The organism is Lichenicoccus sp. (genome assembly GCF_965276875.1).
Classification (GTDB): Bacteria; Pseudomonadota; Alphaproteobacteria; order Acetobacterales; family Acetobacteraceae; genus Lichenicoccus.
Window position 1 is genome coordinate 546,301 of the sequence record NZ_OZ255701.1, and the last position, 13,768, is coordinate 560,068.

The 13,768-nt window shown below is 65.3% G+C and carries 12 protein-coding genes; 2 read left to right on the plus strand and 10 right to left on the minus strand.

All coding sequences use genetic code 11. The features are described from left to right. Positions 1–61 precede the first annotated feature (61 nt). On the plus strand, positions 62–1,198 hold the full coding sequence (locus ACQY4K_RS02740) for an AI-2E family transporter (RefSeq protein WP_428393219.1): 1,137 nt from the start codon (positions 62–64) through the stop codon (positions 1,196–1,198). A 94-nt stretch (positions 1,199–1,292) separates the two neighbouring features. On the opposite strand, the gene ACQY4K_RS02745 is transcribed toward ACQY4K_RS02740, so the two are convergent. Both ACQY4K_RS02745 and ACQY4K_RS02750 read right to left on the minus strand, forming a co-directional pair. Continuing rightward, positions 1,293–2,165 (minus strand): NmrA family NAD(P)-binding protein, encoded by an 873-nt coding sequence (locus tag ACQY4K_RS02745; protein WP_428393221.1) that lies wholly within the window; start codon positions 2,163–2,165, stop codon positions 1,293–1,295. A 45-nt stretch (positions 2,166–2,210) separates the two neighbouring features. Next, positions 2,211–2,633 carry a DoxX family protein gene (locus tag ACQY4K_RS02750; protein WP_428393223.1) on the minus strand — a complete coding sequence of 141 codons (423 nt, stop codon included), beginning with the start codon at positions 2,631–2,633 and terminating at the stop codon, positions 2,211–2,213. Between the two features lie 117 nt (positions 2,634–2,750). Between ACQY4K_RS02750 and ACQY4K_RS02755 the strand changes: the two genes are divergently transcribed. Then, the gene (locus tag ACQY4K_RS02755) at positions 2,751–3,656 is read left to right on the plus strand and encodes a LysR family transcriptional regulator (RefSeq protein WP_428393225.1); all 906 of its coding nucleotides are present in this window, start codon (positions 2,751–2,753) and stop codon (positions 3,654–3,656) included. A gap of 181 nt (positions 3,657–3,837) precedes the next feature. Here the strand turns inward: ACQY4K_RS02755 and ACQY4K_RS02760 are convergent, their stop codons facing one another. The 8 genes from ACQY4K_RS02760 to ACQY4K_RS02795 form a co-directional block, all read right to left on the minus strand. Further along, positions 3,838–4,686 (minus strand): sugar phosphate isomerase/epimerase family protein, encoded by an 849-nt coding sequence (locus ACQY4K_RS02760; RefSeq protein WP_428393227.1) that lies wholly within the window; start codon positions 4,684–4,686, stop codon positions 3,838–3,840. Then, a complete protein-coding gene (locus ACQY4K_RS02765) occupies positions 4,683–5,447 on the minus strand; it encodes a hypothetical protein (protein WP_428393229.1) in 765 nt (254 codons plus the stop codon). Before ACQY4K_RS02765 ends, ACQY4K_RS02760 begins: the two co-directional genes overlap by 4 nt. Positions 5,448–5,451: 4 nt before the next feature. After that, the gene (locus ACQY4K_RS02770; protein WP_428393231.1) at positions 5,452–6,555 is read right to left on the minus strand and encodes an FAD-dependent oxidoreductase; all 1,104 of its coding nucleotides are present in this window, start codon (positions 6,553–6,555) and stop codon (positions 5,452–5,454) included. A 60-nt stretch (positions 6,556–6,615) separates the two neighbouring features. Beyond that, on the minus strand, positions 6,616–8,541 hold the full coding sequence (locus tag ACQY4K_RS02775) for a hypothetical protein (protein ID WP_428393233.1): 1,926 nt from the start codon (positions 8,539–8,541) through the stop codon (positions 6,616–6,618). Positions 8,542–8,622: 81 nt separating this feature from the next. Further along, positions 8,623–9,249, minus strand: a complete 627-nt coding sequence (locus ACQY4K_RS02780) for a GNAT family N-acetyltransferase (RefSeq protein WP_428393235.1) — start codon at positions 9,247–9,249, stop codon at positions 8,623–8,625. 32 nt (positions 9,250–9,281) lie between these two features. Further along, positions 9,282–11,222 (minus strand): RNA polymerase sigma factor RpoD, encoded by a 1,941-nt coding sequence (gene rpoD, locus ACQY4K_RS02785; RefSeq protein WP_428393236.1) that lies wholly within the window; start codon positions 11,220–11,222, stop codon positions 9,282–9,284. A gap of 54 nt (positions 11,223–11,276) precedes the next feature. Next, positions 11,277–13,130, minus strand: coding sequence for a DNA primase (gene dnaG / locus ACQY4K_RS02790; RefSeq protein WP_428393238.1), 1,854 nt, complete (start codon positions 13,128–13,130; stop codon positions 11,277–11,279). A gap of 8 nt (positions 13,131–13,138) precedes the next feature. Further along, positions 13,139–13,606, minus strand: a complete 468-nt coding sequence (locus tag ACQY4K_RS02795) for a GatB/YqeY domain-containing protein (RefSeq protein ID WP_428393239.1) — start codon at positions 13,604–13,606, stop codon at positions 13,139–13,141. Between the last annotated feature and the right edge of the window lie 162 nt (positions 13,607–13,768).

The window sequence follows — 13,768 nt, forward strand, 5'->3', positions numbered from 1 at the left end:
CGCCAGGGGCACCGGGTCGGAGTACTTATCAGTCGCTGTTTGAGTATGGAGGAGAGCCAAGTTGGCCAAGGAGCAGGTGCGCATAGAGAAGCCGGGAACCTTCACCCTCGACGGGGAGGTCGAAATGTCGGGGTCGCAGACCCGGTCGGGGCTGGTGGCGCTGGCGATCCTCGTGTTGACCGGGCTGTTTGTGCTCAAGGGGTTCCTGCCGGCACTGGTTTGGGCGGTGGTGTTCGCGATCGGGCTGTGGCCGTTGTTTGAGCGCGCGGCGCGACGTTGGCCGAGGCACCGGCACGAGGCACTGCCGATGCTGTTCGTCGGCGGCGTGGTGCTGGTCTTCGTGGTGCCGCTGCTGATGGTGGCGGTGCCGCTGGCGGGCGACGCCCACGCGGTGACGCAGTGGGCCGAGCAGGCGCGGCAGTCGGGCATCCCGGCGCCGGCGATCCTGCAAAAGCTGCCGCATGGTGCGCAGCTGACGACATTGTGGAACCAGAAGCTGGGCAATCCCGGACAGGTGTCACAGCTCACCAGCCACGCCATGGGTGCCGGGACAGTACGGGCAAGCCGGGAGTTGGGCGCGCAAGCGCTGCATCGGTTGGTGCTGCTGGGTTTCATGCTGCTGACCCTGTTCTTCCTGCTGCGGCAGGCGGAGGACGTAACGGGACAGCTCCGGGTCGGCAGCCGGCGGTTGTTCGGACCGGCAGGCGAAGATGTCGGGCGCCAGGTGATCAACTCGGTGCACGGCACGGTGACCGGCCTGGTGCTGGTCGGGCTCGGCGAGGGGCTGATCCTCGGCCTGCTCTATTGGGGGTTCGGGGTTCCGCATCCGACGCTGTTTGGGCTGCTAACCGCGCTGCTGGCGATGGTGCCTTTCGGCGCCGCGATTGGATTCTGCATTGCGGCTCTGGCACTGCTGGCAACGGGCAAGGTGGTGGGCGCCATCGTGATCCTGGTCGCGGGCTTCCTGGTCAGCTTCGTAGCAGACCATTTCGTGCGGCCCGTGTTGATCGGCGGCTCGACGCGGCTACCGTTCCTGTGGGTGTTGCTGGGCATTCTGGGTGGCGCGGAAGGATTCGGGCTGCTTGGGTTGTTCCTGGGCCCGGCGATCATGGCGGCGTTGATCCTGCTGTGGCGGGAATGGGTCGGCGCGCAAAAGGGCCCGCTCAACCCGCCGCAGGCGATTGTGGTCGCGCGCTGATTCCGCGGTAGGGTGGAGGTATATTCAGCGAAGGTAAATGAGCGTCCGACGCAGAAGCGCATAGTCTCCGCATCGTGCCTGATCCGGCCCGGAGCTACGGCTTGGCGCCGCTCCGTGCAGCCTCGAATACATCCCGTGCGGACGTCGTGCCCGCTACGTGCTCCGTGTCCTCGGCTCCGAGGTCCATCCATCCCGCGTTCACGGCCTCAAACATTTCTTCGGCAGGTCCGGTGTGGCCCTTCGGGATGCCGAATTGCTCGAACGCTTGCGCCCAACCTGCACGCGGGACCGCAAAAGCTTTCACGGTGAGTTGAAGGACGTCACCCAACTGCTCCGCGACTTCGTCCGCGGTGACCATCGAACCGAGCTCGACGACGCGCTGCCCAAACCACGCTGGCCCGGTCATAAGCGCTGCGACCTCCATGCCGATGTCGTTCGTCGCGACCATGGTCGATTTCCGGCTTGTGGGATTGTAGTAGACGGGTAGCGTCCCGCCCTGCGCGACATGCAAGCCGTAGAGGAAGTTCTCGAAAAAACCACCTGCGCGCACAAATGCGGTTGGCGATACCAGGCCGCGAAAACCTTGTTCCAGAAGCGACAAGGCCGTGATCATCCCGAGCCCGCTCGTCCTGTTCGCACCCATCGACGAAAGTGCTACCACCCGCGGTGGTGCTGCCTTGGTCAGCGCCTCGATATAGTTTGCAATCACGCTTTTTGCTTCTTTGTAGTCAGGCGAGGGCGCCCATACAGCCGGCAACATGACGAACGCACCTTCGACGCCTTTGAGCGCTTGCTCGATGGCTGCCGGATCATTCCAATCGCCGTCGACAAGTTCCACGCCCTGGCTCGCCCAGTTAGCCGCCTTCTCCCGATTACGGACGAGCGCGCGTACCTCTTTGCCGTGCGCCAACAGATGTTTTGCGGTTGCACCGCCAACTTGTCCCGTGAGTCCCGTTACTAAAAACATTTGATTTCTCCTGATCTTGAGGGACAGAGAACTGCCTCTGTCGGTTCAATGGATGAGCGGCAAAATGGCCCGGATGCGGGGAAGGCGCGCGTAGAGGCCGCCCCATGTCATCGCGCCCAGAAGCAGGGAGAAGATTTCCGGCGGCGAGCCCAATTCACCAATGCGGACATGGGCGCAGATGGCACCCCCCAAAAAGCCCGTCACCAGGATCGCGCCAAGGACGGCGGTGGCTGGGATGGCGTAGAGGATGGCGCAGGCGAGTATGATCGGACCCACGACACGGGTCAGGTCCATCGCGAACCCGGTTTCCCGCAACATGCCCGCGATCTGTGCCGGCGCGAAAAGCTGAATAGTGCCGTCTGCCACCAAAGCGATAACGACAAACGCGCTCATTATCCGGCCGGCCCACAGGGCGCGATGCAAGCTCATGGTCTGAGGCACTTGATGAAGCTTCATGGTTTCGGACACTTGTCATTCTCCGAAGGGGCTACCTGATTTCGGGCTTACTGTGCCTAATAGGTATGATAAACACCGACAAAAGGAACAGACTGTTCTCTCTGTGGTGAACAATTCCGAGGCACGAAGATGCAGAATCTCGAACCCATCCGCATCTTCATGACGGTAGCGGAAATGGGCAGCTTCACCCGCGCGGCCGATAGCCTGGGCATCCAAAAGGGGAGGGCCTCAACGGCGGTCCGCAAGCTGGAAGCAGATGTCGGTGTCAGGCTCCTGCACCGAACGACGCGCAACGTGCAACTGACCGAGGACGGACGCGCATTTCATGCCCGCGCCCGCGATCTGCTTGCTGAAGTCGATGACCTGCACGCGATGTTCGCAGGCGATCACGTGACACTCCGCGGGCGCCTACGGGTCGATCTTCCGACCGAGGTGGCGCGCACAACGATCGTGCCGGCCTTGCCGGGTTTTATGACGACTCACCCAGAGTTGGAGTTGGAGGTGTCGAGCACGGATCGGCAAGTCGATCTGGTGCAAGAGGGGTTTGACTGCGTATTGCGGCTTGGCCCCATACGGGACGAGACGTTGATTGCCCGCCCGCTGGGCCTGTTGCGCATGGTCAACGCTGCCAGTCCCGCCTATCTGGCGCGCCATGGAGTCCCTCGATCGCTGCAAGATCTCCTTCGCCAGGAACATCGGACAATTCATTTTTCGACGTTGCTGGGTGCCCGACCCATTGGATGGGAATATCCGCACGGCGACAGCTACGCGACGCTTCAGTTGCCGGGTGCGCTACACGTCAACAGCGCGCAGACCTACGACGCCGCTGCCCTCGCCGGCCTTGGCGTGATTCAGGCGCCGCTCCTGGGGATTGGCCAATACTTGCAGCGTGGATCGCTTGTGGAGATCCTACCCGATTTTCGTCGCCGGGCGCTCGCCGTGTCCCTCGTCGTAGCACATCGGAGCAATCTGTCGCGCCGAGTTCGCGCATTCATGAAATGGATCGAAGTCGTACTGACGCCGTATCTGGAATAGCGAGACGAACACCTTCGTCCAACCCTTGAAATCAACATTGTGAAGTTATGTCTGCCGGTCGGCTTCGCCTTCGCGCATTTCGATCACGACCCAGCCGGCGTAGTTGGCGGCGTCGTGTCACTTCTAAATTGGGGTCTGGGGCCGTCGTGTGGAGCACGCCTTCGCGTGACGCCCCAGCGGGTCAAGGGCGGAGCCCTTGCGCTTTCCCTCCCGCGTAGTGGGAGCGCGCGTATGCAACGGCGGTGGTGATCGCATCCAGGCCATCGTCGGGGCTTTCGACCTCGCGCATTTCGATCACGACCCAGCCGGCGTAGTTGGCTGCGTCCAGAGCGGCGCCGGCGGCGGCGTGGTTGCAGGTTGGGGTGGCGAAGGGGCCGAGTTGGGGTTCGGCCATGTGGTAGTGCTCGAGCAACGGGGCGGCGGCGGTGATGGCTTCGGTGACATCGTCGCCCGCCAGGGTGATGCAGGCGGTGTCGAGATGGGCGCGGATATTGGGGTGGTTGGTGCGGCGGACGATTTCGATGATGTCGCTGGTGTGGTTGAGGAAGTCGGCGCCGTAGAGGGGGGGGACTGGTTCCATGCCGATGGTCAGGCCGGCGGCGGCGGCGAGGTCGCCCAGGGTGCGCAGGCGTTCGGCGGCGCGCTGCATGGCGTCGAGGGGGGAGAGTTGGCCGCGGCGGCGGCTGTTCGGGGCGCCGAAAACCGCGATCCTGGCGCCGAGGGCGTGCGCGATGCCGGCGATGCGGCGCAGGTGTTCGGCCATTGCCTTGAAGGCTTGCGCGTCGCCGAGCAGGGCGGCTTCGGGCTGGAGGTAGAAGATTGCCTGTAGTGAGCTGATGGAGAGGCCAGCCTGGTCGCAGCGTTGGCGAAATTGGACGAGGTGTGCGTCGGTGAGGTCTTCCCAGGGGGCGATGCGGGTGGGTGCCACCTCGATGCCTTTGGCGCCTAAGGCGGCTACGTGATCGAGGATGGCGGGCTCGGCGCGGGCTGGCCAGGCCAGGTTGGAGATACCGATCGGGCGGGGGCTCATGGGGGTGTGTTTGTCGCGACGAAGTGGGCGATCGCGTTCAGGACGGCGGTGCGGTCCATCAGGTAGGCGCCGCTGCCGCCGAGGGCCTCGGCGTGCAGGCTGTGCATGTCGTAGTGAGCTGGGGGGCTTGCTTGGATGCTGAGTTGGAGGGTGGGAAAGCAGCGGGTGCGGATTGCCTCCATTGTCAGCGGCTCGGTGGCGAGGTTGAGGTGCGTTACGGGTTGCGTGCGGGCGGTTTGCAGGTCTTGGCCCAGGCGATCGAGCGGATACCATTGGAACGCCGCGGCCGGGTTGATCAGTTCGATGCGGTTGTTGTGCATCAGGTCGTAGATCGCGTTTTTCTTCAGGCCGGAGCCGAACAGGGCTGGCAGGCGGATGATCTGGTGCAGGGGGAAGCACTCGGCGACGAAGCGTTCCAGCATAATGCGGTTGGCGCCGTAGGGATGCTGGGCCTGGGGTTCGTCGTCTTCGGTGACGGCGAGTGGCGGGTCGTAGACGTCGATGGTCGAGATCAGGGTGAAGCGATCGGCGCGGATGTGCTCCAGGTGGCGCATCAGGCTCTCGATGCGGGCGCGGTCCTCGTCGGGGTTCTGGTTGGCCCACCATTTCACTGCTGACACGCCGGCGCAGACTACCTCCTCGAAGGCTCGTCCGTCGATGCTGTCGATCGTTGCGGAGTTGAAGGTGGCAGTGAACGGGCGTTGCGCCAGCAGGTTGGAGCCGACGAAGCCGGTGTGGCCGATCAGGGCGTCGTGCGGCATTCGCTCAGGATTCCTGGGTCACCAGGGTGCGGCTGGCGATGTCGTGGCGCAGCGGGCTGGTGAGGGGTGCGAAGCCGCGGGACTGCGAGGATTCGATGAAAGAGAGGATGCGCTCCATGGCAAAGAAGATGGTGTCGATCTTGCCCGACATGACGTGAAAGATACGGCCGCGTCGGAACACCGAGCAGGAGCGGTCGTCGAAGCGGCCGACCGGCTTGGTCTTCAGCGCCAGTTGTGGTCCGACGAAGCGGAAGCTCTCCTTGAAGGTCGGCAGATAGCGCGAGACTTGCTGCTCCATCGCCGCCATCCTGGCATTCACCGTCTCGGTGTTGACGTCGTCACGTGCACGCCGCGCCTCTGCCGCGTTCTTGAACTGCCCGAGCGGCGTGTGCGGCACAGAGGACAGGGTGAAGATCGACGGGTCCTCTGTCGGATAGACCGAGCAGAGCGGGCCGTCGACGAAGGTCACCGCCGGGAACGGCAGGTCGGTCTCGTAATAGAGCAGGATGGTGGGCTCGTAGAAGAACGGCATCGGCATGCCGCAATGCTGTCCCCAGCTTGCATCGATCAGCAGGTCGTAGGCTTCGCCGTCGACGCGCACGCAGTCGGGCTCGTTCTCGATCGAGGTGACGCGGTGGCCCAGCACCAGGTTGGAGCCGAGCTGGTCGAGGAAGTAGCGGCGCGCCTGCTCGATCAGCAGCACCCGCTCGTTGGTCAGCATCATGCCGGCGACCTCGCGAATCGGCACCGAGGTGTCGGCGGTCTCGCGGAACTCGATGCCGGTCGAGGTCATGATCAGCCGGTAGGTGGCGAAATCGATCAGGCTTTCGGTGCGCGGGACCGCGTAGATGTTTTCCTCGACGCCGCGGCTAAGATACGGGTAGCGCTCCATGAAGCGCATGAAACCGTCGCGCGACTGCACGCGAGTGCCGTGATGGCGCGGGTAGTGGAAGCCCAGATGCAGGCGGAACTGGTTGTTGCCGGAGGCTTCATGCAGCGGCCGGTGATGCTGCTCGAAGACGGTGACGTCGAAGCCGAGCGTCTTCAGCGATGAGCCGAGGTGACAGCCGTACCAGCCGGCGCCGACGATCGCGACTTTGGAGACCATGAGCAACCGTCCAACGTTACATCGTCAATATAACGCAAATTTGCTCAAGGAAGGGAAGCTCTATCCGCGGCTTGCCATCACCTCGCGCAGCAGGCCGTGGAACTGCTCGATGATCCGGGCATGATCGACCCGGAAATTCGAGAAGAACGGGTTGCCCGGCGAGACCGGCACCAGGCGTGGTGCGGCTGGTTCGTCGATGATGGCGGTAGGGTCGGCGAACAACAGCGTCGAGGGCTGCTCCATGTATTTCGGCGAGTCGTAGATGTGCAGGTCGTCGCGGTGCTGCAGGTTGGCGCGCGAGCTGACCACCAGGCCGGGCTTGTTGCAGACCCAGCGGAACTTGGCGAGGCTCGCCCCCCAGACCGAGAGGAAGCAGTCGCACTGCATCGCCCAGGCCAGGCTGCTGGCAACCGGGGCGCCCAGGGTGTCGAGCAGGGTCACGGGCAGGCCAGATGTCTCGGCGCGCAGATAGGCCGCGATCTCGCGCTCGATGTCGAGCGGCGAACGCTTGGCAAGGCCCTCGCCGTGGCTCTGGATCACGTTCTCGGATGCAGACCGCACGTTATGGCCGTCGATGATGATGATCGCACCCGACCAGAGCGTCGCGGTCGCGCGGATCACCTCGCGCATGAAGTCGGCAAGGTCGATGAGCGTGCGGTTCTCGACCCGCAGCCCGAGCACGATGATCGGTGCGCCGCCGGTGCGCGCCGTGTGCGCCTGGGCGCGTATGGCGGCGAACACCGGATCCATGCCGGTGACCCGCTGCACCCTGCGGCGCAGCTCGGCGGAGACGCGCTCGCGGGTGACGCGGACCGCGCAGATGCCCTCTCGGTAGAGATAGGGCATCACCGCGCTGGGGTGGTCGAGGTCACGGACGATGCGGCCGCGCAGTTCGGGAAACAGCGCCTCGATGCTGCCCCACAGCTCGATGCCGTGACGGGCGCCGGGGATGATCCAGTGCGGGATCTGCTCGCCCTGGGCGGCGGTCAGCAGATACTCGATACCCGACAGCTCGTTCCAGAGCTGATGGCCCAGATGCGTCCCCGGCTGGCCGCGCATGACACTGGCGATGCGGGAGGCGCCGCGCACCCAGTACGGCACCAGCAGCGGGCCGTTCAGCGCCGCCTGGTTGATGAACCAACGCGCGAGGTTGGGCGGGAAATACACCTCCAGCAAATGCTTGCAGCGGGCGTCGCGGGCCACCAGCAGGTCGAGCTGCGGGACATAGATGCCGAGCGGCTTGCAGTAATGGTCGGCGGCGATGACGTAGAAGACGAGGCCGCAGGCAGGGTCGGCGAAGCGGTAGGCGAAGCGGAAATCGTCGAAATAGATGCAGCCCTGGCAGCGAAGCGGGCGGCCGTCCACGGGGCTGGGCCAGGACAGCATGCCGTCGGAGGTCGCGGCGACCACGCGGTCCTCGAGGTTGGTCGCGAGCCCCGCCTGGATTTGCGACCGCGCCAGCAGCACCGGGGCGGCACCGAACGGGCTGGAGAACGCGGTGTTCTGGGCGATGTCCGCGGCAAGCACGATGCGCGGTGCCGGCAGCATCAAATCACCGCAGGATTCCGCGATCGCCGTGCGCAACACGTCGTTGACCTGACCGAAGGCCTGCGCCTCGCGGGTCAACACCGGCATCGGGCGCAGCAGAATGTCCACCGCCATGCGGCGCAGCATCGGGGCGGCGTGCTGTAGCAACGCCTGCGCCTGTGCCGGGCTCAGATCGGCGAGCTTGTCGCCGAGCCGGCACAGGTCGGCATCGAGCAGCCAGGCCGCGCGGGTCCCCTCACTGCCGCGGAACTCCAGGATCAGGGTCGGGGCAAGGCCGGCATACAGCAGGTGCGCCGACCAGCCTGGCACGAAGCTCTCGAAGGTTTTGCCGGGGGCGCTGAGCAGCGGCGCCAGACGGTCCTCGCCGAGACGCAGATAGATGACGCCGTCGCGACGGACCACCGGCTCGGGGGTCAGGACGGGCAAAGCTTCGATCATGGACGGCGGTCCGGACGACATGGTCGAGGCATGACCGGCGGCGTTTGCAGAGTCAAACGGCAGCGACATCGAACCCCGGAGTCAGGCGCGCAGAGCGTCAGGAATCGGCAGCCCGAGAGAATCCGGGATGTTCCACAGCTCGCGCACGGTGCGGATCGGCTTGAAACCGGCGCGCAGGTAGCTGCCGAGTGCCCGTGGGTGGTCGGCGGTGCAGGTGTTGACGCGGATGCCGAGGCCGGGACGCGGCAGCACCCGCGACCAGGCCTGGTCGATCGCGGCGCGCAGAAACGCCTGGCCCACGCCCTTGCCGACGAGATGCGGCAGCAGGCCGAAATAGCTGATATTGACCTCGCCGCCGTGGCGGGAATCGAGCTCAAAGAAGCCACCTGGGGCGCCGTCACGATACAGCACGTGCAGACTGATGTGTGAGTCGGTAAGCAGGGCCGCCAGTTCGGCGTCGGTCGCCACCCGGCGCAGCCACCAGCAATAATCGTGGCCCACGGTGCCATACAGATAGCGGTAGAAGCCGACGGTAGGCGCCGTCAGATGCGAGATCCCGTCCCCAGGTGCGAAGCCGGGCGCCGGCTCGACAGGCCGGCGCCCCATGCGCAGGAAGGTGACGTCGACCGCGATACGGGTGTGATCGGCGGCCACTGATGACGCCGCTTGCCGCCAGACAGGCGCGCCCTGCCATATCTGCTGCACCATCTCGCTCCCCCGACCGCCTCGATCCCTGAAACCTAATCGTCCAGGAACGAGCGGAGCTTGCGGCTGCGGCTGGGATGCTTGAGCTTGCGCAGTGCCTTGGCCTCGATCTGACGGATACGCTCGCGGGTAACGTTGAACTGCTGGCCGACCTCTTCGAGCGTGTGGTCGGTGTTCATGCCAATGCCGAAACGCATGCGCAGCACCCGCTCCTCGCGCGGCGTGAGCGACGACAGCACCCGGGTGGTGGCCTCGCGCAGATTGGTCTGGATCGCGGCATCGAGCGGGATCACCGCCGTCTTGTCCTCGATGAAGTCGCCGAGATGGCTGTCCTCCTCATCGCCGATCGGGGTCTCGAGGCTGATCGGTTCCTTGGCGATCTTGAGCACCTTGCGCACCTTTTCGAGCGGCATGCCGAGCTTTTCGGCCAGCTCCTCGGGAGCGGGCTCGCGGCCGATCTCGTGCAGCATCTGGCGCGAGGTGCGCACCAGCTTGTTGATGGTTTCGATCATGTGCACAGGGATGCGTATGGTGCGGGCCTGATCGGCGATCGAGCGGGTGATCGCCTGGCGTATCCACCAGGTGGCGTAGGTGCTGAACTTGTAGCCGCGGCGATACTCGAACTTATCGACCGCCTTCATCAGGCCAATATTGCCCTCCTGGATCAAGTCGAGGAACTGCAAGCCACGGTTGGTGTATTTTTTGGCAATCGAAATCACCAGCCGCAGATTGGCCTCGATCATTTCCTTCTTGGCGCGCGCGCTGTCACGCTCGCCGCGCGAGACGGTGGCGTAGACGCGGCGGAACTCGATGATCGGCAGACCGGCGTCCTGGGCGACCTGGCCTACCTTGGAGCGCAGCTCGCCGATGTCATGACCGTGGCGAGCCGCGAAGTTCTTCCAGGCCTTGCCCGGCAGCGCCGCCACGGTGTCCATCCAGTTCGGATCGAGCTCGTGGTTGCGATACTTCACCAGGAAGTCGTCGCGGGAGACCTTGGCGCTCTCGGCGAAGCGCAGCATGCGCCCCTCGAGCCCGTTCAGCCGCTGACTGATCTGCTTGAGCTGCAGCACCAGCTCCTCGATACGGTTGTTGTGCAGACGCACCTGCTCGACCTTGCCGACCAGCTCCTCGCGCAGCTTTTCGTAGGTTTTTTCCGAGCGCTCGTTGACGTCCTCGCCGGCGGTGATGCTGTCCAGCCGCTTGACCTGCATCTTGTGCAGCTTCTTGTAGAGCGCCTCGATCTCCTCGAACTGAGCAAGCACCTCCGGCTTGAGCTTCTCCTCGAGTGCGGAGAGCGACAGGTTCGCACCCTCCGCCTCGCCTTCGTCGTCAACCTCCGGGGGGGCCTCGAAGCTGTCCACGACACCGGCTTCGACACCGGCTTCAGGGGGCACGCCTTCGGCCGAGGTGCCCGACTGCGTCGCCTCCAGGTCGATGATGTCGCGCAACAGCATCTGGCCGACCTTGAGCCGGTCGTGCCAGGAGATGATCGCGCGGAAGGTCAGCGGGCTCTCGCACAATCCACCGATCATCTCGTCGCGGCCGGCCTCGATCCGCTTAGCGATGGCGATCTCGCCCTCGCGCGACAGCAGCTCCACCGAGCCCATCTCGCGCAGATACATACGCACCGGATCGTCGGTGCGGCCGAGGCTCTCCTCATCGACGTTGCCGGTCGGGGTCTCCTCCTCTGCGTCCTCCTTCTTGTCCTCGCGCGGTGCTTCGGCTTCCTCGTTGTCCTCGTTCTCGACGACCTGGATGCCCATTTCGCTGAGCGTTGCCATGACATCCTCGATCTGCTCGGAGGACATCTGGTCCGGCGGCAGCACTGCGTTCAGCTCGTCGAAGGTGATGTAGCCGCGCTCGCGTCCGCGGGCGATCAGCCGCTTGACAGCCGCCGACTGCACATCAAGCAGGCTGGTCTCCGCGTCATGTTCGCTGGTCGTCGCATCCGCGCTCGCGGCCGTCTTGGTTGCCATCAACTACTCAACTCCACTCAACAGGACACGCATACAAACTTAACTTCAGTCGTCTCACTCATCGTCCGCCTGCTCCCCGGCGCGCAGGGCAGCGCACGCCTCCGACAACGCCCGCAGTCGCCGTTCGGACACCGCGTCGTTGCGTTCAACCCAATCCCGCAGCGAAGCCTGTCTCTCCTGCACCAGCCGATCGAAGTTGAGCAGGCCGAAAAAATGCCACCAACGCCTTTCCAGCTCAGCCGGCATGTCGGCCGCGGCCACCTGCTCGTGCAACGGCAGCTTTCCGCCATGCAACACAGCCTGCGCCTGCGACGAGAGACCGAGCTCAATGAGGTGGTCCATGAGGCCTTGCGAGTCAAGCAAATCGAGCGCAATGTCTCCGGTTTGCGGCATTCCGGCACCAGTCTCAGCGTGATGGGCTTGCGCCCATGTTACCATGGCCGTACGGAGCGTTTGCAACTCCTCCGGCAGTTCGAGCCCGCAATACGCCTCCTCGACATCATGCAGCAGACCCGGGTGCGCCAGCAGGATCGCGGTCAGGATGCGTAACCGCTCAAGGCGCTCGGCACCCGGCTCAGGTGGCAGGCGCGCCAGGCCCATCGATAGAACGACACCCGGCGTCTTGCGACCGCGCCATCTCGGCCGGTAGGTTTCGAAAAAGCGACGAATCAGGGTGTCGCGATATTCCCGCGCCAGTGCACGATCCGTGATCTGCGCTGCCGCCGCCTCAAGCCGCGCGCGCAAGGCGGCGCGCTGCTCGGGACCCGGATCCTTCAGCCCCTCGCTGAGCAGCTCGAACAGCACGTCGCCGAGCGGCCGCGCCGCTGCGATGGCGGCCTTCGCCGCCGCCGGCCCTTGCGCGCGCAACAGGCTGTCCGGATCCTCGCCATCCGCCAGGCGGCAGAAACGCAGCGAGCGGTCGGGCGCCAGCAGCGGCAGCGCCAACTCTGCGGCGCGCACCGCGGCCCGCCGGCCAGCAGCGTCGCCATCGAAGCACAGCACCGGCGCCGGCGACAGCCGCCAAAGTGCCGCGAGCTGCTCGGGTGTGAGTGCCGTGCCGAGCGGGGCCACGGCACCGGCAAATCCCGCCTGGTGCAACGCGATCACGTCCATATAGCCTTCGACAACGATCAGCTCCGCGGCCCCTGCCCCACGCAAGGCCGCGCGCGCCAGGTCCAGCCCGAACAGGGTCTGGCGCTTGCTGAACAGCCTGGTCTCCGGGCCGTTGAGATATTTCGGCTGACCGTCGCCGAGCGTGCGGCCGCCGAAGCTGATCAGCCGGCCAGCCCGGTCACGGATAGGAAAGGTGACGCGGTTGAAGAACAGCGCACCCTTCGCCCGGCCGGCCTCGTCGAGACGCATCAGCCCGGCCTCGGCGAGCAGCTCGGCCTCCACCCCAAGCTCGGCGGCGAGGCGGCCGCGCCCGTCGCCGGACCAGCCCAGCCCGAAGCCGGCGATGGTCGCCTCGGACAGGCCGCGGCCAAGCAAATAGTCGCGCCCTTCGCGCCCTTCCGCGGTGCCGAGCCTGCGCACGAAGTCGCGCTGCGCCGCCTCCAGCACCGCGGTCAGATCGCGGCCGCGCGCCGCCTGCTCCTGGGTGCCGCGATCCTGGCTCCGCTTCTCCTGGGGCAGTTCCAGCCCGGCCTCTCCGGCGAGTGCCGCTACCGCCTCCGGAAAGGACTGGCCGCCGCTCTGCATGACGAAGGAGATCACATCGCCATGCGCGCCGCAGCCAAAGCAGTGGAAGCCGTCCTCATAGACGTAGAACGACGCGGTCTTTTCGCCATGAAAGGGGCAGCAGGCTTTCCAGTTGCGCCCCGCGCGGGCCAGCTTGGTGCGTCGGCCGACCACCGATGCGATCGGCGTGCGGGCCCGCAGCTCGTCGAGAAAGGCGGGATCGAAGCCCATACTTGGCGCTAGCCCAGCCTGGCCTTCACCGCCGCGCCGGCGCGCCCCATGTCGAGGTCGCTGCCGTGTGCCGCCTTGAGCGCCGCCATGACGCGTCCGGTGTCGCGAACATTGGCAGCACCCGTGGCCTCGATCGCGGCCGCGACCGCGCCCTGCAAAGCCTGATCATCCATCGGCGCCGGCAGATAGCCCTCGATGATCGCGGTTTCGGCCTCCTCCTTGGCCGCAAGCTCGGGCCGGCCGCCCTGTACATAGAGGGCGGCGGCCTCGGCGCGCGACTTCACCATGCCGCGCAGGGCGCCGACGATCGCCGGCTCGTCGATCTGCGCAACACCTTTCGGCCGGCCAGCGATATCCAGATCCTTCAGCCGGGCGAGGATCATGCGCAAACTGGAGACACGCGCCGCGTCGCCGGCCTTCATCGCCGTCTTGAGATCCTCGGTGAAGCGTGAGCGCAAGGAAACGGTCTCGGTCATGGCAACGGGCTTTCCGAAGCAAATGGGAGGCGAATTCCGCCTCCGTCCAATCTATCACTACGCAGCAAGGCACCGGGAATTTTCTTCCCACCCATCGCTCCTGGCTGTAAGACTCCAGGGCGCTGACGCCACCAGCAGGATCGCATCAAGGGCATCATTTAT

Excerpts from the sequence above, each read along its gene's own strand:
- ACQY4K_RS02745 (WP_428393221.1), bottom strand. The coding sequence starts at position 2,165 with ATGTTTTTAGTAACGGGACTCACGGGACAAGTTGGCGGTGCAACCGCA.
- ACQY4K_RS02755 (WP_428393225.1), top strand. The coding sequence starts at position 2,751 with ATGCAGAATCTCGAACCCATCCGCATCTTCATGACGGTAGCGGAAATG.
- ACQY4K_RS02760 (WP_428393227.1), bottom strand. The coding sequence starts at position 4,686 with ATGAGCCCCCGCCCGATCGGTATCTCCAACCTGGCCTGGCCAGCCCGC.
- ACQY4K_RS02765 (WP_428393229.1), bottom strand. The coding sequence starts at position 5,447 with ATGCCGCACGACGCCCTGATCGGCCACACCGGCTTCGTCGGCTCCAAC.
- ACQY4K_RS02770 (WP_428393231.1), bottom strand. The coding sequence starts at position 6,555 with ATGGTCTCCAAAGTCGCGATCGTCGGCGCCGGCTGGTACGGCTGTCAC.
- ACQY4K_RS02775 (WP_428393233.1), bottom strand. The coding sequence starts at position 8,541 with ATGATCGAAGCTTTGCCCGTCCTGACCCCCGAGCCGGTGGTCCGTCGC.
- ACQY4K_RS02780 (WP_428393235.1), bottom strand. The coding sequence starts at position 9,249 with ATGGTGCAGCAGATATGGCAGGGCGCGCCTGTCTGGCGGCAAGCGGCG.
- rpoD (WP_428393236.1), bottom strand. The coding sequence starts at position 11,222 with ATGGCAACCAAGACGGCCGCGAGCGCGGATGCGACGACCAGCGAACAT.
- dnaG (WP_428393238.1), bottom strand. The coding sequence starts at position 13,130 with ATGGGCTTCGATCCCGCCTTTCTCGACGAGCTGCGGGCCCGCACGCCG.
- ACQY4K_RS02795 (WP_428393239.1), bottom strand. The coding sequence starts at position 13,606 with ATGACCGAGACCGTTTCCTTGCGCTCACGCTTCACCGAGGATCTCAAG.